The organism is Dongia sp. agr-C8, from assembly GCF_054658695.1.
Map to the genome: position 1 here is coordinate 573,578 of NZ_BAAGHZ010000004.1, position 24,931 is coordinate 598,508.

The window sequence follows — 24,931 nt, forward strand, 5'->3', positions numbered from 1 at the left end:
ACCCCGGGTGCTGATATGCGGTGACTGCAATCGGTCGAGTCATTGTCGCGGCAGTCGGCCTTCAGGTTCGCTGAAGACCGCGGCAATTCTTGGGCGGCAGTATAAAGCCGATCGCCGGACGCCGGTCCCGAAAACCGCCCGGCCTGTGAACTGGCGCACAGCGCCCGGACGCTGCACCTTGAGGTCACTTGGCGCTGGGTGAGCGCTCTGATAGGTTCCCGCGCCATTCACACAAGAGTCATTAACAAATGAGCGAGTCGCCCAGACGCCATCTGCGGGTGGTTAACACCGCCGAGGAACCGGCCCCGGATGCCCCGCGGGTCTGGCTGCTCCTGGGCGAGCGGGCGGGCGACAATGCCCAGGTCCTGGCCCTCGGCCGGGCCCTGACCCTCGACCTCGGTTGGGCCTGCACGGTCAAGCAGATTCGCTTCGACCCGACCTGCGAGGTTCCCTTCACCAAGCGCGGCGCGAGCCTGATCGGCGTCGACGTCGGCTTGAGCGATGCCCTGACCGGGCCCTGGCCCGATGTGATCGTGGCGGTCGGCCGCCGCCTCGCCCCGGTCTCGCGCTGGCTCAAGGAACAGGCCGGCGAGCAGGTGCTCAGCGTCCATCTCGGGCGGCCGCGCGTCGCCTATCACCATTTCGACCTCATCGTGACCACGCCGCAATACGGCCTGCCGCCGGCGCCGAACGTGACCACGCTGACCCTGCCCATCATCATGCATGACGATGCGGCCCTGGATAAGGTCGCCAAGGAATGGGAGCCGCAACTCCGCCATCTGCCGCGGCCCTGGACCGCGGTCTTCGTCGGTGGCCCGACCTCGCAGCTGCGCTTCGACCGCGAGATCGGCGGCGACTTGCTGGCCCGGGCCAAGGCGCATGTCGCCGCCAAGGGTTCGCTGCTGGTCACCACCAGCCCGCGCACCACGATGGACGTGACCGACCTGTTCGAGAACGAGATCGGGCATGCGCATTTCCTGCACCGCTGGTCGCGGCATGCGCCCAATCCCTACCAGGCCTTTCTGCGGCTGGCCGACGATTTCATCGTCACCAATGACAGCGCCTCTATGATCGCCGAGGCGGTGGACATGATGAAGCCGCTCTACGTCTTCCAGGTGCCCCGGCGCGAGAAGCGCCGCAACATGGGTTTGCTGCAGACGATCCGTTTCTATTTCCGCAGCCGCCGCAACGATCGTCGCATTGCCGGCCTCAACCCGGACGTGACCGATCGGATCTACGACGCCATGACCCGGTTCGGGCTCTCCCGGCCGCGCCGCAGCATCGATGCCTTCGAGCGCCGCCTCTACCAGGCCGGGCTCGCCCGCCCCCTCGGCCGGGTCGAGGACATGGTGCGCGAACGGGTCTGGAACGCGCGCCGCCTGCCCAAGGAAGAGCGTGACATGGTCGTCGCCAAGATCCGCGACGCACTCGCCGCGAAGCGCGCCGACCACCAGGCTTGACCGATGATCGTCTGGATTGACGCGGTCGCCGCGGATTCCGCACCGCACATCTTTGGCTTGTCGCTGCTCGAGCGCCACCTGCATGGCCTGCGGCTCATGAAGCCGGCGCCGTCGCGCATCGTGGTCGACCTTCCGCCCGGCGCGGCGGAGCCGAAGCTCGGCGACAAGCGGCTCTATCGGCTTCCGCTGGAATGGCGCCGCAGCGCAGAGCCCTACGCCGCCCGCCTCGGCCAGACGCTGGCGACCGCCGGCCAGGAGCCCATGCTTGTGCTCGACGCGGCGACGCTGGCGGATCACCGCCTGCCCGCCTCGCTCGCGACGCGGACTGGTTCGACGGTGGTGCTGAGCCGCGAGGCGCAGGACCGCGCCGCGGTCTTGTTCCTCGCCGGCGATCCGGCGCCGATCGCCGCGGCGCTCGCCGCCAATCCGGCGAACACGGCCACGCTCGGCCGCCAGCTGGTGGATGCCGGCAGCGTGCCGGCCTTCAAGGACGAAGAATTCAGCGGCTTCGTGCGCCGGCTGCGGCGCACCCTGCCCTATTACCTCTTCGCCGTGGACAGCGCCGGGCGTGCCGCCAAGCTGGAGCGCTTCCTGTTCTGGTCGAACTACAAGGGCTCGACCGATCTCTTCACCCGCTACGTCTACCCGCCGCTGGTCTGGATCATGGTAGGCCCCCTGGCGCGCTGGCGGGTGCATCCCAACTGGGTGACGGCGGTCGGCATCGTCCTCGCGCTCGGCGCCATTCCCTTCTGGGCCAACGGCTGGTGGATCACCGGCTTCATCATGGCCTATGGCATGAGCGTGCTGGATTCGGTGGACGGCAAGCTCGCGCGCCTGACCTTCACCGACAGCGTCAGCGGCAACTACCTCGACCATGGTCTCGACATGGTCCACCCGCCGCTCTGGTATCTGTCCTGGGCCTATGGATTGGGCATCGCGACCGAGGGCTGGGGCTCACCGCTCGGTCAGGGCGCGATCGCGATCTTCGCGCTCTATGTGATCGACCGGCTGGTGCTGAAGATCTATCCCTATGTCTTCAAGCGCGCCTTCCACACCCATTCCCGCATGGACGGCCTGGTGCGGAGCTTCATCGCCCGGCGCAACATCAGCCTGCCGCTGTTCACCGTCGGCTATCTGATCGGCCTGGGCCGCGAGGCCTTCTTCCTGATCGTCGCCTGGCAGGCGGCGACCACGCTGTACCACGCGGCCCGCACCTTCTGGATCCTCTGCATCGAGAAGGCACACCGCAAGGACCACGCCCCGGTTGAAGTGGCGGCGAAGCGGGTCAAGCTCGATTAGCGCGGGAAGCGATATGGGTCGCGTCAGCGGACTGATCGGAACAGCACACTCCGATCGCTTTTGCGAATTCAGCATCGGGGCTGGACCGCCCGCGCGCGGGACAAACAACGCCGATCATGGTACGATTAAAGCTTGCCATTCGATCCGCCGCGCCACACTGCACGGCAACCGACACGCTGCTTGAAATCGTGAATTCCGAGAGCAAGGCTGCAGCTCCCGCGCGGCGGCAGTGCTGCGCGGCAACGCAGACCGGACGCAGACGAAACAGGCATTCCTGATCGACACAGACGGATCGCCCAACCCGGACAGGACCCGGACGGAATCGCCTGTCGCTTCCGACCCGTCGTAGCGTTTAGCGTTTCGCAGCAAAGGGTTAGCGAACCCTAATGCACCTTATTGGACCTGAGCCGTCCGTGTCCGGGCCGGCTGGAACTTGCGGTCCGGATTAGTACCGCTCGTCCTGCGCCGCCGCCTTCACGTCGCTCGAATACCAGAGCCTCTGCCAGGCGTTGAGCTGCTTGGGCTCGAAGGCCTTCATCGGCAATTCGGCGATGAAGTTGATGTAGCGTCGCGGCACGTTGGTGATGCCGCGCGGGCTGACGCCATGCACCGCCTGCTCCGAGTTGAGGAAGCAGGCATAGGCATTCGCCTCGTACTGGACGATCTTCACCATCTCGACATCGCGGTTGAGGCTGCGATGCTTGACAAAGCGCGGGCTGCGGCGCCAGCGGTAGACCTCGAAGTCGCCGCCCGGCGTGTTGTCGCCGGCCTGGCGGAAATAGAACAGCGCGCTGAAGATCTTGTCGCAAAGATCGACATGGGCGGTCTTCACGCTGCTGACTTCGGTCACCGGCGTGTTCATCACGAACTGGCAGTCAAGATGCAGGTCGGCTTCGCCGGCGAAGCCGCGCGGCACCACCCGCCAGTCCTCATAGCGACGGCCGATCCGCTCTTCGAGGTTCGGGAAGGCGCGGCGGAAGCGGTCGCCGAACAGGCGCACGACGTCGCGCCAATAGTCGCCCGAGGTGTGATACTCGAAGAACTCGCGCCAGAGCGGCGAGATGCGGCGGTCGTTCAGGACCTGCTTAACCGTCATCCGGACGGCCTGGTTGCTGGCGGCGGCGCGGCCGCCGAGGATCATGTCGAGGCTGGGAAACTCCGCCTCGAGGGCGGCATAGACATCCGCCGGCACGACGTTGCGCCGCGTGTAATGCGCGTAGGGATCGTCGAACACGTCCTCGACCCGCACATCCGAGAGCAGGTGCGGCACGCCCGTCACCCGGGCCGTTTCCTGTACTGCGCTCGCTGCCATCGCTGCCGACATCTTTCTCTCCAACCTGCGCGTTTCAGACGATGCCAAACGCTAGGCCCGCTGCCCGTGCTGCCGCCAGATCATTCCCGGTCGCAGCGTCAATCCGCCGCCGTTGCACCGATCAAGCGGCACGCCGCTGGACCAGTTCCAGCGCATCGTGCCGGACGTGATTCGCCGCCATCTCCCGCTTCACCAAGTCGAGGTCGATGACGCCCTTCTCCAGGCACTCGCGCAGCAGGTTGAAGAACAGCGCTTCCTGGTTCGGATCCGGATGCGGCTGATAGGTATCCGGCTTCTTTTCCTTCACCAAGCTCTTCACCGCCTTCACGATGTTGGCTGGAAACGACTTGGGCTTGTTCGGCTTCAACCGCACCGTGAAGCTGACCGGCAGGCCGGTCTTCCAGGGCTGCGTCCGCCGATAGGTGTTGTGCAGGATCTTGGTCGCCGGGGTCAGCTTGTCGAAGTCGTTCCATTCCGGCTCGAGCAGGCCGACGGTCTCCTCAGGCTCGTATTCCAGCTTGATCCACTTCATGTAATCCTTCTTGAACTCGAAGAGCTCGTTGAAGGTCTTTTCCGCGTCCCAATGAGTCAGCTTGGCATTGTCCAGCAGCATGACGCTGGAGGCGCGATAGCCTTCGAGGTCCTTGAAGGCGGGACGCCAGCGGCACATCAGCGCCTTGCCCTGCATGTCGCGCGTGAGCAGCTCCCAGATGTCGCCCAGGGCAAAGCAATCCGGGTCGATGACCACGGCGCGACCCTGGTAGCCCATCGCCTTGGGCGGCGTGAAGCGGGTCGGCGTGAAGGACTGCAGGTCCTCGTATTTCCAGATCCGGCGCTCGGCGCCGCGCAGGAAGGGCTGACCCGCCTTGGCCTTCAGCCAGGGGTAGTCCTTGTAGTGCATGATCTCGACCGAGAACTTGTCGGCGTGCTTGCTGTTGCGCTTGAGCGCATAGGCCGCGATCAGGGCCCCAAGGTACTGCTCGTCGTTCGTTTGAATGAAGACTTTGTAGTCCACCCGAACCATCCCTTCCCCGGTTGGCGCCGGCTCGGCGCAAGTCCGTCCGCTGGAGGCGCATGATAGGTTCGCCCCGGGGGAAGTGCAATCCAACCCACGGAAAATGCGCGGTTTTGCCGCAAAAAGGCCGTTGAAATCATAGGCCCGTGTGCCCCGGCGGGGGCGGTTGACAAGCAGGCGGCCGGTGTTAAGTAACCCTGCCCATCCAGCGGCATGCCCCGAAAGGTTCCGGCGTCGATTCGCCGCCCAATGACAGAAGAAGAAGTCCTCAGTTCCTCGGCCCTCGCCAACGCCTTCCGGGTGCTCAGGAAGCACGGCCTCTGGCGCCAGATCCCATTGAGCCTTGCGCTGGTGCTCTCCGGCTTCATCGAGGGCCTTGGCGTCACCACCCTGGTTCCGATCCTGCAGGTAATCGACAATCCCAACCCGGAAAAGCTCGGCAAGCCGGCGCAGGTCGTCTTCGCGGTGCTCGATTTCCTGCACCTGCCGCATACCCTGGGCGCGCTGGTCCTGGTCTTCTCGGTCTGCATGCTGATCCGGGCCGCGATCTCGCAGCAGACCTCGCGCTACATCGGCCTGATGGTGGCGGAGATCTCGAGCGACCTGCGCAATGCGGTGCTCGACCGGCTGCTGCAGGCGCGCTGGTCCTATTTCACCGTCAACCCGATCGGCCGCTTCACCTCGGCGGTATCGGTGGAGGCGATCTGGGGCGCCTATGTCTATCGCACCTCGCTCACCGTCCTGGCCGCCCTGATCCGCGCCTTCATCTACTGCGCGATCGGCCTGCTGATCGACTGGCGGGCCGCCATCGTCGCCATCCTGCTCGGCGGCGGGCTCGGGCTCATCAACCGCTACTTCACCCGCGCCGGGCGCCGCGCCGGGCGCAACCAGCAGCTGGCGCTGCGCGGCCTGCTGAGCGACTTCGGCGACGTCATCACCGGGTTCAAGCCGCTGAAGGCGATGGCGCGCCACGAAACCCTCATCAAGAGCCTCACCAAAGAGACCAAGATCATCCGCCGCAGCATGTACGACCTGGTGCTCTACCAGCAGCTCGCCAACGCCCTGCCCGATCTCTTCATCAACCTCTTCATGGCGGCAGCGGCCTGGATCTGCTTCCGCATCCTCGGCCTCGACCTCGGCGCCATGCTGGTTTCCGGCATCATCGTCATCCGCCTGATGATCAACGTCTCGACCGTGCAGCGCGCCATCCAGGAGACCGCCTCGTCGGAGAGCTTCTACTGGTCGCTGCAGGCCACCATCAACGAGGCCAAGGAAGCGGCGGAGACCTTCACCGGGACCAAGGTCCCGACCTTGAACGACGCCTGCCGGTTCGACCGCGTCACCTTTTCCTACGGCGTGAAGCCGGTGCTGAAGGAGGTGTCCCTGGAGATCCCGGCGGGGCGGATCACGACTCTGATCGGCGAATCCGGGTCGGGCAAGACCACGATCGCCGATCTGCTGTTGGGTCTGTTCCTGGTCGATTCCGGGCGGATCACGCTCGACGGCGTGCCGCTGGACGAGATCGACCTGCTGCGCTGGCGCAGCATGGTCGGCTACGTGCCGCAGGAAGTGCTGCTGTTCAACGGCACGGTCTTCGACAACGTGGCGCTGGGCGATCCGGCGATCACCGAGGCGGACGTGAAAAGCGCCCTCGAAGACGCCGGCTGCATGGGCTTCATCGGCGAGTTGCCGGAGGGCATCCATGCGCCGGTCGGCGAGCGCGGCACCATGCTGTCCGGCGGCCAGCGCCAGCGCATCGCGCTGGCCCGCGCGCTGGTACACCGCCCCGCCCTGCTGATCCTCGACGAGGCCACCAGCGCGCTCGATCCGGAAACGGAGGCGGAAATCTGCCAGACGGTGCGCGACCAAGCCGGCAAGCTCACGGTGCTCGCGATCACGCACCAGCCGGCCTGGGTGACGATCGCCGACCGGGTCTATCGCGTGGTCGAAGGCACGGTCGAGACCAGCGACGGCGCGGAGTTCACGCCGGCCTTGGCTTACGCGAAGCCGTAGCCGGCTCGGCCGGCTTCACCACCCCCGCCCGCATCTCGTAGACGCGATCCGCGGCATCGACCCAGATCGGCTGATGGGTGATGGCGAGAATGGTTTTCTCGCCGATCAGCTTGCGGATGCCGTTCGCGATCTCCACCGCGGTCTCGCGGTCGAGTGCGCTGGTGGCTTCGTCCAGGATCAGGACCTGCGGATCGTTGCAGAGCGCTCGGGCGATCGACAGGCGCTGGCGCTGGCCGCCGGACAGCAGGCTGCCGCGCACGCCGATCACATAGTCGACTCCGCCCGGCAAGGCCTGGACGAAATCCCAGGCATCGGCCGCCTTCAAGGCGGCGATCACGCTGTCCCGGCTGATCGTCTCGTCGCCGAGCGTGACATTGTTGGCGATCGTGTCGTTGAACAGCACGGTCTCTTGCGGGATGTAGCCGAGCTGCCGGCGCCAGGCGACGGTGTCGATCTCCTCGAGATTGGTGCCCCCGACCAGCACCTTGCCCTGGTCCGGCTGGTTGAGCCCGACCAGCACGTCGGCGATCGTGGTCTTGCCGGCGCCCGAAGCGCCGATCACGGTGGTGACCGCGTGCGGCGGTACCTCGAGATCGACATCGGTCAGGATCGCCTTCTCGCCATAACCGAAGGTGACGCTATCGAGCTTGATCCCTCGCTCCACGCGCGGGATGCTGCCGCCATGCACCGGCTCCGCTTCGGCCTCGGTTTCATTGATCAGTCGGATCAGCGACCAGAAAGCCGAGGACTCGACCATCATCCGCTGCATCGCGCCGCGTACGTTGCCGATCGCCTGCGAGAGCAGGAACAGGATCATGATCGAGCCCAGGATCTGCTCGATCGACATGTTGAACAGGGTGTGCTGGGCGTAGATGCCGCCCATCATGAACAGGATGAAGATCGGCTCCTGGATCGCCTTGACCATGGATTCGCTGTAGGTCTCGGCGGCGAGCGCATCGCGCAACGCATCGACGTTGCGCCGGAATGACTGGGCGATGAAGCCGTGGCGGTTCATCGCCTTCAGCGCCTTGATGTTGGTCAGCGCATCTGTGATGCCCTTGTTGAGCGCCAATGTCTGCTTGCTCTTGCCGCGCCCGGCGTTCCGCGCCTGCTTCATGAAGCGGCTGACGGCCAGCCAGAGCAGGACGGCAACCGCGATTCCGGCCAGGAAGAACTGCCAGGAGACCCAGAACGCCATGCAGAGATAGACCAGCGCCTTCGCGGTCTGCGCGATCACGTTGCCGGCCGCGCGATAGGCTTGAGAGCCGCGCGTGCCGTCGGCGCCGATCGCGGTGGTGAAACGGGCGTTGGGCTGGGTGGTGAAGAAGGACCAGCGAGCGCGGACCGCGGCATTGATCAGCCGCAGGCGCAGCTCGGTCGCAACCTGGGCGACCGAGCGCCCGATGAAGACGGTCGCGGTCGCCGCAAAGGCAAAGTGCAGCAACGAGACCACCACGATGACGCCGAGCAGGACCTCGAAGGTCAACGGCAGGCCGATCTGCTCGAGCGCGACGACGATCGTGTTGCCCATGGAATGCGTGGTCTCGCCGGTACCGCCGGAGATCTGCCCGACGATCGGCCAGAGGCTAGCGACGCCGATGCCGTCGACCACGCCGGTCAACAGCATGATGCCGATGACCAGGAGCTCGCGCTTCCAGCTGTTGTAGAAGAAGATGCGGAAGGCGTTCTTCATGCCTTGGCTGCGTCTTCGACGCCCCGGATGATCGCTTGCGTCGCCGGAAGACCCGGCGCCCTGCGCAGGGCGGCCTCGGCGAAGCGGCGGTCGATCTTGGTCACCAGGCCGGTCACCTGCTTCAGGCCGAGGATATGCGCCGCGGCGAGCCGATGCGTGCCCCGCCGAACCAGCACGAAGCCGCCCTCGGCGCCGAGGCCGAAGCACATATGGTCGTCGCCGTCATAGCGATAGCCGTTGTCGCGCATGCTCTCGAACATCGTCAGGTAGCCACGGTAATAGGCTTCGATCTCGGCTTCGTTGGTGATGAAGCGGCCGCGGACGAAGGGTGGCCGCCCGGCGGCAAGGCAGGCCAGGAGCCACTGCCCCAGCCGAGTCGCCCGCCAATCGGCACCATATCGCGCGATATCCTCCATGTCGCGATGGGTGTAAAGCGCGGCGACCGGCGACGCCGGCAGCGCATTTAGCCCATCCACCAGGAACTTGCCGCGCAACCAGGCGGCCGCTTCCGCATCGACTTTTCGGGTGACCCGCGCAGGGTCGATCGCGATCTTGAGCCGCCCGCCGAACAGGCGCGCGGCGCCGACCGAGTTCCAGGCCGGGTTGCCCAACCCGGGCCACAGCCTTAACGAAACCGGCGCCATACGGCGCCGGAGGTCTTCTATGAGATCGCCCATGCCGCGATCAGTAGCCCCAAAGATGCTGCAGGCCAATAGCGCCCTGCGGCGAAACTCCTATCACATGGGCATTGAGATCCGCATCCGCCGACTTCACCTGGAGCGTCGCTATGCCACTCTCGCCAAGATGGCGCGCGAGGTCCGGCAGCACGTCGTCCAGCCACACCACCTCGGAGCCGAAGGCCGGCAGGGTGACATAATGCGACAGCCGGCGCCCGTGATTGTTGATCGCGCTGATCTCGACCTCGGCGGCCATGTCATAGGCGAGGTTGCCGCTGGCATTCACGACATAGACGCCGGTGCGATAGCCGCCCTTGGTGCGAACCCGGCCGATGACGTTGGTGCGGCCGATCACGCCGATCGAGGGATGCAGCCAATGCGGCAGCGTTGGCACGATCGCCCCGAGATTGCGCCAGGAGTTCTGGAACTCGGTGTAGTCCTGGTCGCCGGTCTTCAGATGCCGCACCAGCATGTCCGCGGTCGTCACCAGACGCTGCGGCGCCAGGCCGATCTTCAGGTGATCGGGCGCTACTAGCGCGGTCGCGACCTTGTCGGCAGCGGCGCCGTTCCACTTCCGCACCACGTCCTCGATCAGGGCCGCGCCGACGAAATCCTTGTGATAGGCGTAGTCGCCGAGCGGCTTGCCCGCCTTGTCGAAGAAACGCACCAGGTAATCGGAGAAGGGCGGGTTCGAGGCGTCGAAGTTGAAGCCGAAACTCAGATCGTCCTGGCCCCAGCGCACCGGCAGCGCCACCGGATTGATAAGGAAGCCGGCGGCAACCGCCTTCTCCACCAGGTCGCGCTCTTCCGGCTTGAAGACGATGTCGCTGCGGTCATCGACGCCGACCCGGCACAGATGGTTGGCAGCGATGCTGCCCTGTTTGCCCGGCAGCCCCTCTTCCAGCGCGTACCAGAACGAGGTCCCGTAGCCGTGATAGGCGGCGGCGAAATACTCCCGCCCCTTCCCATGGCTTGGCCGACGCTCGAAATCGACCACCTCGACCGGACGCTTGCGCGACCGCCGCTGCTGCAGCTTGCCGTCGCCCGAGCCGATCGCGATTCCGTCATTCGGGCCCATGTCGAGATCGTAGTTCGGCACGGTCATCAGCACATGGCCGCGCTCGCGCACCACGGAATCGATCAGGCGGAACTCCTGCAGCCGGTTGGGATTCTTGAAGAACTGATGCGAGCCGTGGATGATCGTGAAGGAGTCCTTCCAGAACACGTCGCCGCAGATCCGGAACCGATAGTGCCGACCGCGGGTGAGGAAGGGATGTGCCACCCAGATCTTGAGGCAGACCGGACCCTCGCGTCTCCCATCAGGGCCGACGCCGGCGATTTCGTTGAGATTGAGCGCCACCGACTGGCTCGGGCCGAGGATGCGATAGCTGCGCTTGATGCCGCTCTCGGCAATCACCTCAAAGCGGAACTGCAGACTGTCCTTGATGCCGAAGAATTCTTCGAAGTGGTTGAAGACCAGCGCATCGACATCGTCGATCTCGACCGGGACCGCCGCCGTGCCGCCGCAGAACTCCCAGTTCTCGGCGACCCAGTGCACCGGCAGCGTCGGCGCATGGGCGCCGACTTCGCGCACGGCGAAACGGAAGCGGGTTGCGATGTCGCCACCGCCGACCACGATCGCATCGAGGCCGCTCATCGCGTCCCGGCCGAAGCGCCGGGCTCCCGCCGGAATGTCGGAGACGAAGTCGCTGGACATCCAGACCTGGCTCATGTCCGGGGCCTGCGCCGCCATCAGGTCGGCGAAGCCGCGATCGCCGAACACGCCGATACGGCGCGCGCCGTCGGCGCGCAGCAGCTTCAGCACGTCGGCCACGCCCTGGCTGACCTTGGTCTTGGAATCGGGCTGGCCGCCCGCCGACGGATGTGTCCCCGCCTTGGACTTGCTCTTTTTCTTGGATTTGGCGCCGAGCCAGTCGAGGCTTAGAAGGGTGCGCAGCGTACCGCCCGCCCCGTTGCCGCCGCCCTCGGCGAGATGCAGATCCGACGTTTTCATTGGTCAATTCGGCCGCTTCGGGCGCGGCCCTCCCCTCGCGTCAGGCGCGATTCAGGCTTGTTCGCGCGCCTTGAGATCGCACCGGACATTTGCTATGCACACACAAATCCTAGGGGCCATGCCGCCCCTCCGCAATCTACCATTTGTGCGGCATATTATCATCGGTGCGACCGAAGGTCCCAATGACACTGACGGCAACGCCCACGAGCAGCGCAGGTCTGGCGCTGCGCCGGGCTGATTTTGAAACGCTTTGGGAAGGGCTGGATTACGCGGCCCGCGGCGACACGGGATTCAACTTCTTTACCGCGCGTGGTGAGCTGAAGCAGGTCCTGAGCTTCCGCGAGTTGCGCGAGCGCGCCCGCGATTTGGCCCAGCGCCTGGTCGCGCTCGGTCTGCCGCGCGGCGAGCGTATGGTGCTGGTGGCGGACACCACGCCGGACTTCTGCATCGCCTTCATGGCGACGCAGTATGCCGGCCTCATCCCCGTGCCGGTCGCGATCCCCACCAGCCTCGGCGGCCGCGCCGCCTATGTCGAACAGCTCCGCCATCAGATCGAAGGCTGCGGCGCCAGGCTTGCCTGGGCCCCCGATGATCTCCTTCCCTTCCTGCGCGAGGCCGCGGAAGGACATGGCCTGACGCTGGTCGGCGGCAGCGCCGACTTCGCCGCATTGCCCACCGCCGGCGCCGACCTGAAGCCCTTCGCGAAGAACGAGCCGAGCTATCTGCAGTATTCCTCCGGCAGCACGCGCTTCCCCAAGGGCATCGATATTCCCCAGAGCGTGTTGATGGCCAATGCCTACGGGATCGGCAATCACGGGCTCCAGGTACGCCCCGGCGATCGTTGCGCCTCCTGGCTACCCTTCTATCACGACATGGGCCTGGTCGGGTTCATGCTGTCGCCGATGCTGAACCAGCTTTCGGTCGATTACCTCACCACCCGTGATTTCGCCCGCCGCTCGCTGACCTGGCTGAACCTGATCTCCGAATATCGCGGCACGCTCGCCTACAGCCCGAGCTTCGGCTACGACCTCTGCGTCCGGCGCCTGAGGGACGGCACCGAGTTCAAGGGCGATCTCTCGTCCTGGCGCGCGGCCGGTATCGGCGGCGACATGGTGCAGCCCGCGGTGCTCCGCCGTTTTGCAGACGCCTTCGACCCGTTCGGCTTTCGCGAGACCGCCTTCTGCCCGAGCTACGGCATGGCGGAAACCACCCTTGCCATGACCTTCACGCCGCTCGAAGAGATGTACGTGCTGGATCACGTCTCGCGCGACGCGCTGGAGCGCGACCGCGCCGAGCCGGCCGAGGCCGGACCGAGCTCCCGCGGCTTCATCGCCAATGGTCCCGCTCTGCCCGGCCATGAGATCGAGGTACGCGATGCGGCAGGAAACCCGCTGCCGGAGCGCCGGATCGGCCGCATCTTCTTCCGCGGCCCCAGCGTCATGCGTGGCTACTACAACCAGCCGGAACTGACACGCGAGACCCTGTCGCCGGAGGGATGGCTGGATACCGGCGATCGCGGCTATCTGCTGAACGGGCAGATCGTGATCACCGGCCGGGCCAAGGATCTGATCATCCTCAACGGCCGCAACATCTGGCCCCAGGATCTGGAATGGGCGGCCGAGGACGGCGTCGCGGAGCTGCGCCGCGGCGACGTCGCCGCGATCTCGGTCGAGAATCCGGACGACGAGGATGCCGAGCGGATCGTCTTGCTGGTGCAGTGCCGCACCAGCGATCCGGAAGCGCGCGCCAGGCTGCAGCGCGAGGTCGCCGCCGTGGTGCAGAAGTCGATGGCGGTCGAGGCCAGCGTCGTCCTGGTGCCCCCGCACGGCCTGCCGCAGACTTCCTCCGGCAAGCTCAGCCGGGCCAAGGCCAAGGCCAATTTCCTCGCCGGGGTATATTCCCGAGCCGAGGCGGCTTCCGCTTGACGCCATGATGCGGGTCGCCGTCACCGGGGCGACCGGCTTCGTCGGTTCCCATGTCATTCGCCGGCTGACCGCTTCGGGCCATCAGGTTCGTATCCTCGCGCGCCGCATGCCGATCGCGGCGCTGACGCCCGACAAGCCGCTGGAAGTCGTGCTGGGCGACCTCGACGACCAGGCGGCGCTGCAGCGCCTGGTTAGCGGAGTCGATGCGGTGATCCATGTCGCCGGCATCATCAAGGCGCGCCACGCCGCCGAATTTCACAAGGTCAATGTCGAGGGCACGCGCCATGTCGCGGCGGCAGTCGCGGAAGCCGCGCCGGACGCCCGCGTCATCCATGTGTCGTCGTTGGCGGCCCGCGAGCCCGGCCTCTCGCCCTATTGCGCCAGCAAGCGCGGCGGCGAGGACGCCATCAAGAGCCTGCCGAATCCGGCGCGGCTGACCATCGTCCGCCCGCCCGCGGTCTATGGTCCGGGCGACACCGAGATCTTCCCCATGTTCAAGGCCGCTTCGCTGGGGCTCTGCGCCTATCCGGCCCAGCGGCAGAGTCGGGTTTCCCTGATCCATGGCGCGGACCTCGCCGCGGGCATCGTGGCCGCCGCGGAAGCCAATGGGCTCGACCCGGTCTACGAGCTGGATGACGGGCATGCCGGGGGCTACGGCTGGGCCGAAATCGCCGCCGGATTGTCCGCTGCGCTGGCCCGACCGGTCCGGATAGTGCGGATTCCCAGGCTCGTGCTTACCGGGATTGCCGCCGGCGTGGAACTGCACCGCCGGGCCGCCGGTTCACTGACCGCGCTCTCCTTCGCCAAGGTGCCGGAACTCTACCATTCCGACTGGGTGGCCCGCGGACCGCGTCTGGAGGCGAAGACCGGGTGGAAACCGGCCTATGACATCACAAAAGGTTTCGCCGACACCCTGGCCTGGTATCGCGCTATAGGTTGGTTGCGTTAACCAAGCGACATACGAAATGCGGCTCGCAAGTCCTTGATTCGAGCCAATTGTTACATATTGAAACAAAATGTCATTTCACCAAACCGCCGCAATCGGGTGACAAGTGACCTCGCCGGCGCGACCTAGGTCGACGCGGGCAAGGGGCGGATTGGGGTCCCCGGGCTATAGAGACATCGGAAGGCATTTTGGCTGCAGTCGCAATCATGGGCATGGACGCACCGACCGAGGATCCGTTCCTCGCCGAGATCATCGCCGCGCTCCAGCCTTTCAAGAAGTCGGATGCGCCGATCACTGCCGACACCGATATCGCCCGCGATCTCAAGCTGGATTCACTTGCGGTTATGGACCTTCTGATGGTGCTCGAAGATAAATTCGACGTGTCGATTCCGCTGAACATGGTCGCGGAGATCACCACGGTCGGGCAGCTGGCGAAGGCCGTCCGCGATGAAAAGGCGGGGGCATAACGATGGGATTGTTCGACCGGTTCCAGGAACTGCGCGCGGCGCATGGCCAGATCAAGGCCTGCGGCGCCGATCCGTTCGGCGTGAAGATGGATCGCATCCTGTCTTCGACCGAAGCCGAGATTAAGGGCCGCCACACCATCCTTTGCGGCAGCAACAACTATCTCGGCCTGACCTTCGACGCCGACAGCCTCGCGGCCGCCAAGGCCTCGCTCGACAAATACGGCACCGGAACCACGGGTTCGCGGATCGCCAACGGTTCCTACGAGGATCACAAGGCGCTGGAGCGGGATCTCGCCGACTTCTACGGCAAGAAGCACTGCATGGTCTTCACCACCGGCTACCAGGCCAATCTGGGCGCGATCTCGACCCTGGCCGGCCCCGGCGACTATCTGCTGGTCGATGCCGACAGCCATGCCTCGATTTACGACGCCTGCCGCCTCGGCCATGCCACGGTGATCCGCTTCCGGCACAACGACCCGGCCGATCTCGACAAGCGCCTGGCGCGCCTCTCCAAGGAGCCCGGCAACAAGATCGTCGTGGTCGAAGGCATCTACTCGATGCTGGGCGACCATGCGCCTCTGAAAGAGTTCGTCGCGGTCAAGAAGAAGCACGGCGCCTACCTGCTGGTCGATGAGGCCCATTCGATGGGCGTCATGGGCAAGACCGGCCGCGGCTGCCTGGAGCATGACGGCGTCGATGCCGACGTCGATTTCGTGACCGGCACCTTCTCGAAGTCGATGGGTGCGATCGGCGGCTTCCTGATCTCCGATCATCCGGAGTTCGATATCCTCCGCGTCACCTGCCGCCCCTACATGTTCACCGCCTCGCTGCCGCCGTCGATCGTCGCTTCGGTGCGCGCTTCGCTGGCGCGTCTGCGGGCCGAGCCGGAAATGATGGCCCGCCTCTGGCAGAACGTGGACACGCTCTATGACGGGCTTCAGGCCAAGGGCTTCCGCCTCGGCAAGCAGCGCGGCCCGGTCGTCGCCGTCCATATCAACGGCCCGGAGCTCGCCGCCATGGCGTGGCACGGGCTGCTCGAGGCGGGTGTCTATGTGAACCTGGCGCTGCCGCCGGCGACCCCGAGCGGCACCGCCCTCCTCCGTTGCTCGGTCTGCGCGGCGCATACGACGGCGCAGCTCGAGAAGGTCATCGAAGCATTGACCGAAGTGGGACGTCAGCTCGGCATCATCCCGGCCGAGGACGGCGCAGGCCAAGTCAGGGCCGCTGCCGAATAGCCGGGACGAGTCGAGCTTAGGGGGAAGTCGGCCGGCCTCGCGCCGGCCGACTTTTTTTCAGGTTTTCGCTCGGGTCGTTAACGTTTTGTCGCCGCGACGATGCGTCCCGGCGACCATTGGGATGATGGGTGGCCGGAATCACCCATCTTCTGGTAAAGAACCGGTCGGAAGGCGGCATCGCCCGCGAGCAATCGATTACGGAAATGCAGAACCTGGACTTCACCTATTCGGACGCGGTCAACGAGCACTTCCAGCGCCGCCGGGACATCCTGAAGGCACACCCCGAAGTGCGCCAGCTGATCGCCAAGAATCCCTGGACCGCCGCCTGGGTCCTGGGTCTCGGCGCCGCACAGTTCGTGATCGCCGCGAACATCACCCAGGCGCCCTGGTGGGCGATGCTGCTGGTCGCCTATTTCGTCGGCGCCGTGATCAACCACGCGCTCTATGTGCTGATGCATGAATGCACCCATGACACCGTCTTCGAAAAGGCGGTGTGGAATCGGGTGTTGGGCATCGTCTGCGATTTCGCCCTGGCGCTGCCGAGCGCGATGGCGTTTCGCAAATATCACCTGATGCACCACAAGTATCTCGGCCAATATGAGCGCGACCCCGACATCGTGCTGCACGGCGAGGCGAAACTGGTCGGAAATTCCTGGTGGCGTAAGGCACTCTGGATCGCCGGGCTCTCGATCTCGCAGATGCTTCGGCCGCTGAAGGTCAAGATGCTGATCGGCAAGCCGATCGGCGACGGCTGGATGACCGCAAACATGCTGATCCAGATCGTGGTCGATGCCGCGCTGGTCTACTTCTTCGGCTGGTACGCCCTGCTCTACCTCGTGCTCTCGACCTTCTTCGCCCTCGGCCTGCACCCGATGGGCGGGCGCTGGATCCAGGAGCACTACTCGGTCGACCGCAAGCAGGATACGCATTCCTACTACGGCCCCTTGAACAAGCTCTGCTTCAACATGGGCTACCATGTCGAGCACCACGACTTCGCCAACGTGCCCTGGAACAACCTGCCGAAGCTGAAGAAAGTCGCGGGCGAGTTCTATGACAACCGCTTCTACTACCGCTCCTGGGTCGCGGTGGTGCTGGGCTTCATCTTCAATCCGCAGATGTCGGCCTACAGCCGCGTGATCCACAACCAGTCGGTCCCGCACAAGCAGGCGGCGGAGTAGTCAGCGAAACGCGCCCATCCTGTACAAGCGCCAGGCGAGGCCCGGTGCGGCCAGCAGCGGGTGTCGGCGCTGCCAGTCGGTCACCGGGACGGTCTTGCCGGAATGCCGCTGGATCTTCCACAGCGCATAGTCGAGGCCGCCGTCGAAGGTGAAGATGCCCTTGATGATGCGCAGCAGGTTGAGCGTCTTGCCGAGCCGGCGACGGCGCTTCCATTCCGCCGCGGATTTCGCCGCTGACATCTCGGGCTGGCCCAACTCTTCCAGCACCAGCGGCGTCAGGCGTTCGTAGCGACCCTGATCGTTCTCGAAGATCTTCACCGCGCGGTCGGCGCCCTCCGGCCGTAGTTCGGAGGCGTAGGTCTCGCGCAGCGCCCGGATCCAGAGCGTGCGCGCGTCACGGCTCGCAGGCTCCAGCGGCCAGGCACGGCGCAGCATTGTGCGCACCGCATCCATGCAGGCCGTCACCACGCGGTTGGCGGTCGCGGCATCGCGGGTCCAGACGATGCGCGCCGGTTGCGCATAACGCGCCCAGACTGAGACATTCTGTGTCTCCGGCCGGCAGAAGCGGGCGAAGTCGTCGAGCGAGATCACCACGTACTTGGCGCGGATCTGCACCCCTTGCCAGACCGTCTCGCAGTAGAAGGCGTTGGGCGGCAGGATGCGATTGGCGAGCGCAAGCCAAGCCTTGTCATAGGCGCGGCCGTAATCATCCACCAGGACGTAGAAATCGAGCAGGTTGTCGGCGAGTTCGGCCTCCGGCGAGCGCAGGCAGGAGCCGTAGAACAGCACCGCGACGGCGGCGCGCTCATAGCGGGCGCGCAGCACATCCGCGATCGCCTGCACCGTCCCGGCGACCGGGCGGTTCAGCTCCTCGCTCAACACCTCGCGCAGGGCTTGCGCCATGGGTCCTCAGTAGCGGGTGAAAGTGATCTTCGGGCCGACCGAGAGCCGGAAGCCCGGTCCGCCATCGGTCTCCAGGAACTCGCCGTCGAAAACGACCGGCGTCACCAGGTCGCACTCAAGCTGGTCGGCGCGCCGGCTGCAATAGCCATGGCCTTCCATCCAGGGCTTCGGCTTACCGCGCAACGCCGGCAGTGCCGCCCAGGCGAAGCGGCGCGGCGGATGGCTGATCGTGGTGAGACGGATCGGACCGGAGCCCTGGCCCCAGAACGGCTTGATGCCGGGCAGGATCTGCGTGAGCGTGGTGGCGACCAGCAGAAAGAGATCCTGCGGCGCCTCCGCCTTGCCGTCGAGCGAGAGCGCCACGCGCTCGCCGTGGAAGCCGGACCGGTCGCCCGGCCCGTACCAGAGGACCCGGAGCACCGAGAGCAGGATGCCGATCTTGCTGGCCAGGCTCTGGGTGAAGCCCATGCCGTGCACCTTGCGGCGCCCGAGGATCGTTCCCTGGTAGAAGGCGATGGCGCCGAGCAGGAAGCCGTGGATCGGCGGTCCGCCGTCGAAGAGATCGAGGGTCATGACATTGCGTTCGACGGTCTGGCCCGGATCCCCGGCTTCTATGCGTTCGATCAGGCGTTTCAAATGCGGTGCCGGCAGCTCGGTCTCGCCGAGATCGCGGGCGATCACGTTGGTCATGCCGGCGGAGAGCAGGCTGAGCTTCGGCATCGCCGCGAACGGCTTGTCATTGATCAGTGAACTGATCGCGGCCTGCACCGTCCCGTCTCCGCCGCTGATGCAGAGATGCGTGACGCCGGCCGCCGCCATCTCGCGCAGGCATTCGGTCAGGTCCGATATGTCGTGGAAGGCGAGATGCTTGACCTGCGGATGGTCGTGCAGCAGGGCCGCGAACTCCTTGAGCCCGGTCCGGTTGCGGTTGCTGTGGGCGTTACTGACGACGCCGATCTTGGCCTTCATCACTTCAACGGCTCACTGAGCCAGGAGACCGGCGGGTGTCCCATCGCCTTGGCCAGGTAGGCTTGGAGGATGCGGACCGTGTGGAAGATGAAAGAGAGGATGGTCCAGATCGCGACCAGCACGAATCCCTCGCGCGGCGCGCCGAAGATCACGGCCAGCGTCAGGATGAAGAGATTGGGATTGCGCCGGGCGGTGATCTCGCGGAACCAGGAATCGACCGGGCGCCAGATATGGATCTCGATCCCGTGCAGCCAGGTGAACAGGCCTTCCTGCAGCCGCCCGAGCACGTAGCCGACGATCACGATGCCCAAGGAAAGAATGAGCAGGGCGTCGGTAATCCCGTAATTCGTTTCGACCAAGCCGTGATACCAGGCCCAGTACCAGAACGGCGGGTGGATGAGATCGATGCCGTGGTCGAAGATGTTGCCGAAGGGCGTCGAGCGCAGGGTCGCCCGCGCCAGCTTGCCGTCCACGGTGTCGAGGAAGCACATGCCCCAGGCGCAAGCGAGGCCGAATGCGAATTGTCCCTGCCAGAAGAACCACATCGCCAGCAGCACCAGCAGCAGGCTGACCCCGGTCACCATGTTCGGCGAGACACCGAAGCGGGCGCAGAGCCGCGTCACATGGAAGGCAGGCCAGGGCCAGACCCGCTTGGTCACGAAATCGGTGACGCCCTTATAGGCGCCGTCGAACATCCGCCGCTCGATTGCGACCACCGGCATCGAGTCGACACGCATCAGGTAGGGCGGCGAGCGGCGGCGCAGCGACTTGTTGTAGGTGCTGGCGAGGCCGCCCGAGTCGACGCAGCGCAGTTCCGCCGGAACTGCTTCAGCCTTGCCGGACGAGAGGGCCGCTTCCACTGGCCCGGCCTGGGCGGGGTTGGCGAGATGCGCGGCGACGGGCTCGCCGTCAGCCCCGATCAGGACCAGGCCGGGTTGCTCTAGCAAGGCCGGGATCAGCGCCTGGTCGAAGATGAAGTCGTCCCGGATCAGAACCGAGCCGTTGGCGTCGACCGAAGCGCCGGCGCGCGCCAGGCCCCGTTCCAGCCGCTCCCGGGCCGTCATCCCCCAGAACCGGCGCGCCACGGCGCCGCCGCCGGTGGTTCCGCCCGCCGGGCCCGCCACGATCCGGACGCTCGGTCGTTCGGAAATCCTGTCGCTCATTCAAATCGTTAACGAATCCAGCCCCGCGGGCCCCGGTTACGGGCCTGAGATAGCCCTATCGCCGGGCAAGCGTCCACCTGAATTACCGCAGGAAAATCAAGGCTTGACCGGATTCCGGGTTCGGGACCATGTACCGGTCTAAGCTGAACCGAGGCGGTGGCGTGCCGAGCCTGACTCTCGCCCATATCTCCGATCTGCATATCGGGCCGCTCCCGCGCGCCGGACTGCGGGCGCTCGCCGGGAAGAGGGTGACGGGCTTCCTCTCCTGGCGCCTGAAACGGTCGAAGATCCACCGGATCGAAGTGCTGGACGTGCTGGCGAAAGATCTCGCCGCCCAGCAGCCGGACCATATCGCGGTGACCGGCGACCTGGTCAACATCGCCCTCCCGGCCGAGTTCACCCAGGCCCATGAATTCCTGAAGCGCATCGGCCCGGCCGAGCGCGTCACCGTGGTGCCCGGCAACCACGATGCCTATGTCGCCCTGCCCTGGCTCAAGGCTGCCGGGCTCTGGGACGAGTACATGACCGGGCGGCATGCCGATGGCGGCGATCGCCCGCCGCGCGATGTGCGCGACTTCCCCTTCATGCGCCGGGTCGGCGGCATGGCGCTGATCGGTGTCTCGACCGCTCTGCCGACGCGGCCGTTCAGCGCCGCGGGCGAGCTCGGTGCCGATCAATTGCAGCGCCTCGACGCCATGCTCGAGCAGCTCGGCGAGGCCGGCGCCTTCCGCATCGTCCTCATTCACCATCCGCCGTTCGGCGGCGGTGCCTACAAGCGCAAGAGCCTGCGCGACGCCGGGCCGCTCGCCGAGATCATCGCCAAGCGCGGCTGCGAGTTGATGCTGCACGGCCATACGCATATGTCCCAGCTCGGCCGGATGAAGGGGCCGAACACCTCGGTGCCGGTGATCGGCGTGCCGTCGGCGTCGGCGGTGATGACCGATCATCGCGACCCTTCGCGCTATCACATTTATCGCCTCTCCCGGGGCGAGCGCGCCGGCGGCGCCTGGACCCTCACCGTGTCGATGCGCGAGCTCAAGCCCGACGGTTCCGGCTTCGCGCCGATCGGCGAGATCGTGCTGCTGGGCGAAACCAATCCGCCGCTGACTTCGGCGGCTGCCTGATGCGCCTGATCGACGCTTACATCCTGCGCCGGGTGCTGATGCCGCTGCTGGCGGCGGTCGGGATCGCGATGGCCGCGTTGCTGATGCAGCGGCTGATCCACCTCCTCGATCTCTTCGCCAACCGCGGCGGTCCGCTTTCCATCATCCTGAAGATGCTCGGCAACCTGGTGCCGTTCTATCTCGGCATCGCGCTGCCCGCGGCGCTCTTCATCGGCGTGCTCTATGCCGGTTCCAGGCTCTCGAACGAGAGCGAACTCGACGCCATGCGGGCGAGCGGCATGTCGCTGCTGCGGCTGATGGTGCCGATCCTCGCTTTGGCCGTGGTGCTGGTGATGATCAGCTCCTACCTGCTCGGCTGGCTGCAGCCCTATACCCGCTTCGGCTATCGTGCGCTGGTGCATCTGGTCACCGACACGCAGTGGGATTCCGCGATCGAGCGCGGCGCCTTCTTCAACGGCTTCGGCGGCAAGACCATCCTGATCGGCGACATCTCCGATGGCGGCCGGACGCTCAGCAAGATCTTCGTCAACGAGAAGGACGATTCCGGCCGCAGCGTCATCCTGACCGCCGAGCGCGGCGACTTGCAGAAACAGTCCGACTTCTCGCTGATACTGCGGCTGCACAACGGCGTCCGTTCCGAGACCTCGGCCAACGGCGACGCGACACGGGCGATGACCTTCGACCAGCTCGATTTGCCGCTGGAATCGATCGCGCCCGAGCCGTTCCGGGCGCGCGGCGAGAAGGAAACCGAGCTCACCTTCACCGAGCTTGTGAAGTTCTATTTCAACACGCCGGACTACCTCGACATCGAGGACATCACCGCCGAGCTGCATGAGCGCGCAGTGCGCACGGTCTCGATCCTGTTCCTGCCATTCCTGGCCTTCCCAGTCGGCATTTCCTCGCGACGCACATCGAAGAGCGTGCGGATGATCGTCGGCGTGCTGTTCCTGATCTTCTATTACGAGGTCCTGCAGTTCGGCGAGGCCATGGTCCGGCGCAAAGCGCTGGATGCCATTCCCGCGCTCTGGGTCCCCTGTGCGATCTTCGCCGCCTGCAGTCTCTGGCTGTTCTGGGTTGCGGACCGCAAGCCCGGCCAGGATCCACTCGCCCATTTGTTCGACGGGCTGAACGCGATCGGCGCCTGGTTCAAGCGCCTGTTGCCGCAGCGACTGCGCAAGGCCGCCGAATGAGCACCTTCAGCCGTTACGTCCTGCGCGTCTTCTTCGCCCAGCTGGCGCTGCTCCTGATCAGTTTCACCGCCCTGCTGCAGGTGTTCGATCTGCTCTCGAACAGCATCGACGTGCTGAAGCGCGGCGACGGGCATTTCAGCGCACTGGCGCTCTATGCCGTGCTGCGACTTCCCGAGATCGTGAGCTTCCTGACGCCGTTCGGCGTGCTGCTGGCGACCTTGATGACCCTGGGGCGGCTCGAGCGCGACAACGAGATCCTGGCTTTCAAGGCCTCCGGCGCGCCCTATAACGCCGTGCTGCTCTCCTTCCTGCCCGCCGTGCTTCTGGTCGGTGTCGCGCATTTCCTGCTGGCAGACCAGGTCGTGCCGCGGGCGATCAACGCCATGGTCGCGCGCGACATCTATGTCGATCGCAATTCGAAGTCGGACGACGACCCGGTATTCATCCAGGACGGCCGTTCCGTCGTCGAAGTCACCAGCGTCGGCAAGAATGGCGCGACCTTGAAAGAGATGCGGATATTCGAGCGCGGAGATACCGGCATTCTGGTGCAGGTTCGCCAGGCCGCCGAGGCGCGTTACGACAACCAGACCCGGCAATGGATGCTGAGCGATGTCTGGACCACCTCGATCACGCCGGACCATCCGTCGCAGGCCGACCATAAAGGCACGATGATCTGGGAAACCAGCCTGACCCCGGCCGAGTTCTCAAACCTGATCGAGCTGCCTCAGGCCATGAGCCTGGCGAAGATCTGGTCCTTCGCCACTTCGCAGGACGTCGGCGTGCGGCCGACCTATTTCTATGAAGCCTGGTTGCAGAAGCGCTTCTCGCTGCCGATGAGCTCTATCCTGATGATCCTGCTCGCCGCGCCGGTGGCGCACAGCGTCTATCGCCGCGACCGAGGCCTCGCCGCCGGCATGGCGATCGGCTTCGGCCTGGGCTTTCTCTATTTCATCTCCGATGGCTTGGTCATGTCCCTGGGCGAAACCGGCGCCGTGCCGCCGGTGGTCGCCGCCTGGATGCCGATCCTGGTCTTCGCCAGCGTCGGCGGCGCCTGGCTCATCCGTCTCGAAGGTTATTAGCAGAATGAAATTGTGGATCGACGCTGCGGATGCTTCCGCGCAGCGTGTCTTCGGCATGTCCCTGATCGAACGCCACCTCAAGGCGGCGCGGCATCAGAAGATAGAAATCAGCGAAGTCGTCGTCGATTGCGGCAGCGCCGTCGAGACGCAGTTCGTATTGGAGCCGCGCCTGAAAGCGCCGGTGCGCGTGGTGCAGTCGGCCGGCAGTTGCGGCGAGCGCCTGGCGGCGGCAGCGGCGAACGAACCGGTGCTCGCGACCGATGCCGCTTGCCTCGCCGATGCGCGGCTCTACGGCTATCTCGGCCAGAATGCCGGCAGCAAAGTGGCGCGCGGCGACGCGCCGGACAGCGACGCCGTCTTTGCCCGGATCGAGCCCAGCGACGTTTCACGGATCGACGCAGCGGCGACCACGCTTTCGCAGGCGGTCGCCGCCTTGCCGCCGCTGACGCAGGCCGAGTTTCCGGCCTTCATCCGCAAGCTGCGGCGCAGCACTCCCTATTACCTCCTCCGCGTCGACACCGCGGAGCAAGCGCGCAAGGTCGAGCGCTTCCTGTTCTGGTCGAACTACAAGGGCTCGACCGACTTCTTCACCAAATACGTCTATCCGCCCCTGGTCTGGCTGATGGTCCCGCCGCTGGCGCGGGCGCGGGTGCATCCCAATCTAGTGACCGCGGTCAGCATCTTCCTGACCTTGATCGCCGTGCCGCTCTTTGCCGAAGGCTATTGGGCGCTGGGCTTCCTCTGCGCCTATGGCATGAGCGTGCTCGATTCGGTCGACGGCAAGCTGGCGCGCCTCACCTTCACCGACTCATGGCTCGGCAACATCCTCGACCATGGACTCGATCTGGTGCATCCGCCCTTCTGGTATCTCGCCTGGGCCTGGGGACTGACCGGCGGCGACACCACCTCGCCCGCCTGGACGGCCGGGCTGGTGATGCTCGGTCTTTACGTCCTCGACCGGCTGATCCTGGCGATCTATCCGCGGCGCTTTCACAAAGGCCTGCATACCCATGCCCCGATCGACGGGCTCGTGCGCACCTTCATCTCCCGGCGCAACATCAATCTTCCTTTATTTACAGTTGGTTATTACCTGGGGCTGGGGGTGCCGACGCTCTATCTGATCGTCGTCTGGCAGGCGCTGACCTGCCTTTATCACGGCGGGCGCACCTTCTGGATCTTCTGCATCGAGCGCGCCAAGCCCCAGAAACCAGCCTGAGGTCCGCAACCTGACTGCGTCGGATCGCTGCATTGGGCCCGGCGCGCTTGCTC

General features: G+C 65.6%; 20 protein-coding genes. 12 read left to right on the forward strand and 8 right to left on the reverse strand.

Annotated elements, in window-relative coordinates; translation table 11 throughout:
• The first annotated feature begins 248 nt into the window (after positions 1-248).
• Positions 249-1,460 (forward strand): mitochondrial fission ELM1 family protein, encoded by a 1,212-nt coding sequence (locus ACYQ4T_RS22965; protein ID WP_459858927.1) that lies wholly within the window; start codon positions 249-251, stop codon positions 1,458-1,460.
• 3 nt (positions 1,461-1,463) lie between these two features.
• Positions 1,464-2,759 carry a CDP-alcohol phosphatidyltransferase family protein gene (locus ACYQ4T_RS22970; RefSeq protein WP_459858928.1) on the forward strand — a complete coding sequence of 432 codons (1,296 nt, stop codon included), beginning with the start codon at positions 1,464-1,466 and terminating at the stop codon, positions 2,757-2,759.
• Between the two features lie 445 nt (positions 2,760-3,204).
• Here the strand turns inward: ACYQ4T_RS22970 and ACYQ4T_RS22975 are convergent, their stop codons facing one another.
• Together ACYQ4T_RS22975 and ACYQ4T_RS22980 are read right to left on the reverse strand one after the other, a co-directional pair.
• Positions 3,205-4,083: a hypothetical protein gene (locus tag ACYQ4T_RS22975; protein WP_459858929.1), complete on the reverse strand. Its 879-nt coding sequence runs from the start codon at positions 4,081-4,083 to the stop codon at positions 3,205-3,207.
• 109 nt (positions 4,084-4,192) lie between these two features.
• Positions 4,193-5,086, reverse strand: coding sequence for a glycosyltransferase family protein (locus ACYQ4T_RS22980; protein WP_459858930.1), 894 nt, complete (start codon positions 5,084-5,086; stop codon positions 4,193-4,195).
• A gap of 249 nt (positions 5,087-5,335) precedes the next feature.
• On the opposite strand from ACYQ4T_RS22980, the gene ACYQ4T_RS22985 reads away from it, so the two are divergent.
• Complete coding sequence (locus tag ACYQ4T_RS22985) at positions 5,336-7,099, forward strand: ABC transporter ATP-binding protein (RefSeq protein WP_459858931.1); 1,764 nt, start codon at positions 5,336-5,338, stop codon at positions 7,097-7,099.
• Here the strand turns inward: ACYQ4T_RS22985 and ACYQ4T_RS22990 are convergent.
• Genes ACYQ4T_RS22990 through ACYQ4T_RS23000 form a run of 3 tightly spaced genes read right to left on the reverse strand, consistent with a single transcriptional unit; the run spans position 7,068 to position 11,483 of the window.
• Entirely contained in the window at positions 7,068-8,792 is a 1,725-nt protein-coding gene (locus ACYQ4T_RS22990; RefSeq protein WP_459858932.1) for an ABC transporter ATP-binding protein, read from the reverse strand. The genes ACYQ4T_RS22985 and ACYQ4T_RS22990 overlap by 32 nt on opposite strands.
• Complete coding sequence (locus tag ACYQ4T_RS22995; protein WP_459858933.1) at positions 8,789-9,469, reverse strand: hypothetical protein; 681 nt, start codon at positions 9,467-9,469, stop codon at positions 8,789-8,791. Before ACYQ4T_RS22995 ends, ACYQ4T_RS22990 begins: the two co-directional genes overlap by 4 nt.
• Before the next feature lie 7 nt (positions 9,470-9,476).
• Positions 9,477-11,483, reverse strand: coding sequence for a hypothetical protein (locus ACYQ4T_RS23000; protein WP_459858934.1), 2,007 nt, complete (start codon positions 11,481-11,483; stop codon positions 9,477-9,479).
• A gap of 182 nt (positions 11,484-11,665) precedes the next feature.
• On the opposite strand from ACYQ4T_RS23000, the gene ACYQ4T_RS23005 reads away from it, so the two are divergent.
• The 5 genes from ACYQ4T_RS23005 (at position 11,666) to ACYQ4T_RS23025 (ending at position 17,234) form a co-directional block, all read left to right on the forward strand.
• On the forward strand, positions 11,666-13,408 hold the full coding sequence (locus ACYQ4T_RS23005) for a fatty acyl-AMP ligase (RefSeq protein ID WP_459858935.1): 1,743 nt from the start codon (positions 11,666-11,668) through the stop codon (positions 13,406-13,408).
• A gap of 4 nt (positions 13,409-13,412) precedes the next feature.
• Positions 13,413-14,357 carry an NAD-dependent epimerase/dehydratase family protein gene (locus tag ACYQ4T_RS23010; RefSeq protein WP_459858936.1) on the forward strand — a complete coding sequence of 315 codons (945 nt, stop codon included), beginning with the start codon at positions 13,413-13,415 and terminating at the stop codon, positions 14,355-14,357.
• A gap of 209 nt (positions 14,358-14,566) precedes the next feature.
• Positions 14,567-14,821 carry an acyl carrier protein gene (locus ACYQ4T_RS23015; RefSeq protein WP_459858937.1) on the forward strand — a complete coding sequence of 85 codons (255 nt, stop codon included), beginning with the start codon at positions 14,567-14,569 and terminating at the stop codon, positions 14,819-14,821.
• A 2-nt stretch (positions 14,822-14,823) separates the two neighbouring features.
• Positions 14,824-16,056, forward strand: coding sequence for a serine palmitoyltransferase (spt, locus tag ACYQ4T_RS23020; RefSeq protein ID WP_459858938.1), 1,233 nt, complete (start codon positions 14,824-14,826; stop codon positions 16,054-16,056).
• A gap of 128 nt (positions 16,057-16,184) precedes the next feature.
• Positions 16,185-17,234 (forward strand): fatty acid desaturase, encoded by a 1,050-nt coding sequence (locus ACYQ4T_RS23025; RefSeq protein WP_459858939.1) that lies wholly within the window; start codon positions 16,185-16,187, stop codon positions 17,232-17,234.
• On the opposite strand, the gene ACYQ4T_RS23030 is transcribed toward ACYQ4T_RS23025, so the two are convergent.
• The 3 genes from ACYQ4T_RS23030 to ACYQ4T_RS23040 are packed head-to-tail and all read right to left on the reverse strand — an operon-like array spanning position 17,235 to position 20,269.
• On the reverse strand, positions 17,235-18,137 hold the full coding sequence (locus ACYQ4T_RS23030) for a hypothetical protein (protein ID WP_459858940.1): 903 nt from the start codon (positions 18,135-18,137) through the stop codon (positions 17,235-17,237).
• A 6-nt stretch (positions 18,138-18,143) separates the two neighbouring features.
• Positions 18,144-19,106 carry a diacylglycerol/lipid kinase family protein gene (locus ACYQ4T_RS23035; RefSeq protein WP_459859208.1) on the reverse strand — a complete coding sequence of 321 codons (963 nt, stop codon included), beginning with the start codon at positions 19,104-19,106 and terminating at the stop codon, positions 18,144-18,146.
• Positions 19,106-20,269 carry a CDP-alcohol phosphatidyltransferase family protein gene (locus ACYQ4T_RS23040; RefSeq protein WP_459858941.1) on the reverse strand — a complete coding sequence of 388 codons (1,164 nt, stop codon included), beginning with the start codon at positions 20,267-20,269 and terminating at the stop codon, positions 19,106-19,108. Before ACYQ4T_RS23040 ends, ACYQ4T_RS23035 begins: the two co-directional genes overlap by 1 nt.
• Positions 20,270-20,430: 161 nt before the next feature.
• On the opposite strand from ACYQ4T_RS23040, the gene ACYQ4T_RS23045 reads away from it, so the two are divergent.
• The 4 genes from ACYQ4T_RS23045 to ACYQ4T_RS23060 are packed head-to-tail and all read left to right on the forward strand — an operon-like array spanning position 20,431 to position 24,878.
• On the forward strand, positions 20,431-21,393 hold the full coding sequence (locus ACYQ4T_RS23045) for a metallophosphoesterase family protein (RefSeq protein WP_459858942.1): 963 nt from the start codon (positions 20,431-20,433) through the stop codon (positions 21,391-21,393).
• Positions 21,393-22,583, forward strand: a complete 1,191-nt coding sequence (gene lptF / locus ACYQ4T_RS23050; RefSeq protein ID WP_459858943.1) for an LPS export ABC transporter permease LptF — start codon at positions 21,393-21,395, stop codon at positions 22,581-22,583. The genes ACYQ4T_RS23045 and lptF overlap by 1 nt, the downstream gene beginning before the upstream one ends.
• Positions 22,580-23,662 (forward strand): LptF/LptG family permease, encoded by a 1,083-nt coding sequence (locus ACYQ4T_RS23055; protein WP_459858944.1) that lies wholly within the window; start codon positions 22,580-22,582, stop codon positions 23,660-23,662. Before lptF ends, ACYQ4T_RS23055 begins: the two co-directional genes overlap by 4 nt.
• A gap of 4 nt (positions 23,663-23,666) precedes the next feature.
• Positions 23,667-24,878 (forward strand): CDP-alcohol phosphatidyltransferase family protein, encoded by a 1,212-nt coding sequence (locus tag ACYQ4T_RS23060; RefSeq protein ID WP_459858945.1) that lies wholly within the window; start codon positions 23,667-23,669, stop codon positions 24,876-24,878.
• Positions 24,879-24,931: the final 53 nt, after the last annotated feature.

Bases quoted from the DNA above. Each gene is read 5' to 3' on its own strand.
- ACYQ4T_RS23000 (WP_459858934.1), bottom strand. From the start codon at position 11,483: ATGAAAACGTCGGATCTGCATCTCGCCGAGGGCGGCGGCAACGGGGCG.
- ACYQ4T_RS22965 (WP_459858927.1), top strand. From the start codon at position 249: ATGAGCGAGTCGCCCAGACGCCATCTGCGGGTGGTTAACACCGCCGAG.
- ACYQ4T_RS22970 (WP_459858928.1), top strand. From the start codon at position 1,464: ATGATCGTCTGGATTGACGCGGTCGCCGCGGATTCCGCACCGCACATC.
- spt (WP_459858938.1), top strand. From the start codon at position 14,824: ATGGGATTGTTCGACCGGTTCCAGGAACTGCGCGCGGCGCATGGCCAG.
- ACYQ4T_RS23015 (WP_459858937.1), top strand. From the start codon at position 14,567: ATGGACGCACCGACCGAGGATCCGTTCCTCGCCGAGATCATCGCCGCG.
- ACYQ4T_RS23060 (WP_459858945.1), top strand. From the start codon at position 23,667: ATGAAATTGTGGATCGACGCTGCGGATGCTTCCGCGCAGCGTGTCTTC.
- ACYQ4T_RS22990 (WP_459858932.1), bottom strand. From the start codon at position 8,792: ATGAAGAACGCCTTCCGCATCTTCTTCTACAACAGCTGGAAGCGCGAG.
- ACYQ4T_RS22995 (WP_459858933.1), bottom strand. From the start codon at position 9,469: ATGGGCGATCTCATAGAAGACCTCCGGCGCCGTATGGCGCCGGTTTCG.
- ACYQ4T_RS23040 (WP_459858941.1), bottom strand. From the start codon at position 20,269: ATGAGCGACAGGATTTCCGAACGACCGAGCGTCCGGATCGTGGCGGGC.
- ACYQ4T_RS22985 (WP_459858931.1), top strand. From the start codon at position 5,336: ATGACAGAAGAAGAAGTCCTCAGTTCCTCGGCCCTCGCCAACGCCTTC.
- ACYQ4T_RS23055 (WP_459858944.1), top strand. From the start codon at position 22,580: ATGAGCACCTTCAGCCGTTACGTCCTGCGCGTCTTCTTCGCCCAGCTG.
- ACYQ4T_RS22975 (WP_459858929.1), bottom strand. From the start codon at position 4,083: ATGTCGGCAGCGATGGCAGCGAGCGCAGTACAGGAAACGGCCCGGGTG.
- ACYQ4T_RS23035 (WP_459859208.1), bottom strand. From the start codon at position 19,106: ATGAAGGCCAAGATCGGCGTCGTCAGTAACGCCCACAGCAACCGCAAC.
- lptF (WP_459858943.1), top strand. From the start codon at position 21,393: ATGCGCCTGATCGACGCTTACATCCTGCGCCGGGTGCTGATGCCGCTG.
- ACYQ4T_RS23005 (WP_459858935.1), top strand. From the start codon at position 11,666: ATGACACTGACGGCAACGCCCACGAGCAGCGCAGGTCTGGCGCTGCGC.
- ACYQ4T_RS23030 (WP_459858940.1), bottom strand. From the start codon at position 18,137: ATGGCGCAAGCCCTGCGCGAGGTGTTGAGCGAGGAGCTGAACCGCCCG.
- ACYQ4T_RS23010 (WP_459858936.1), top strand. From the start codon at position 13,413: ATGATGCGGGTCGCCGTCACCGGGGCGACCGGCTTCGTCGGTTCCCAT.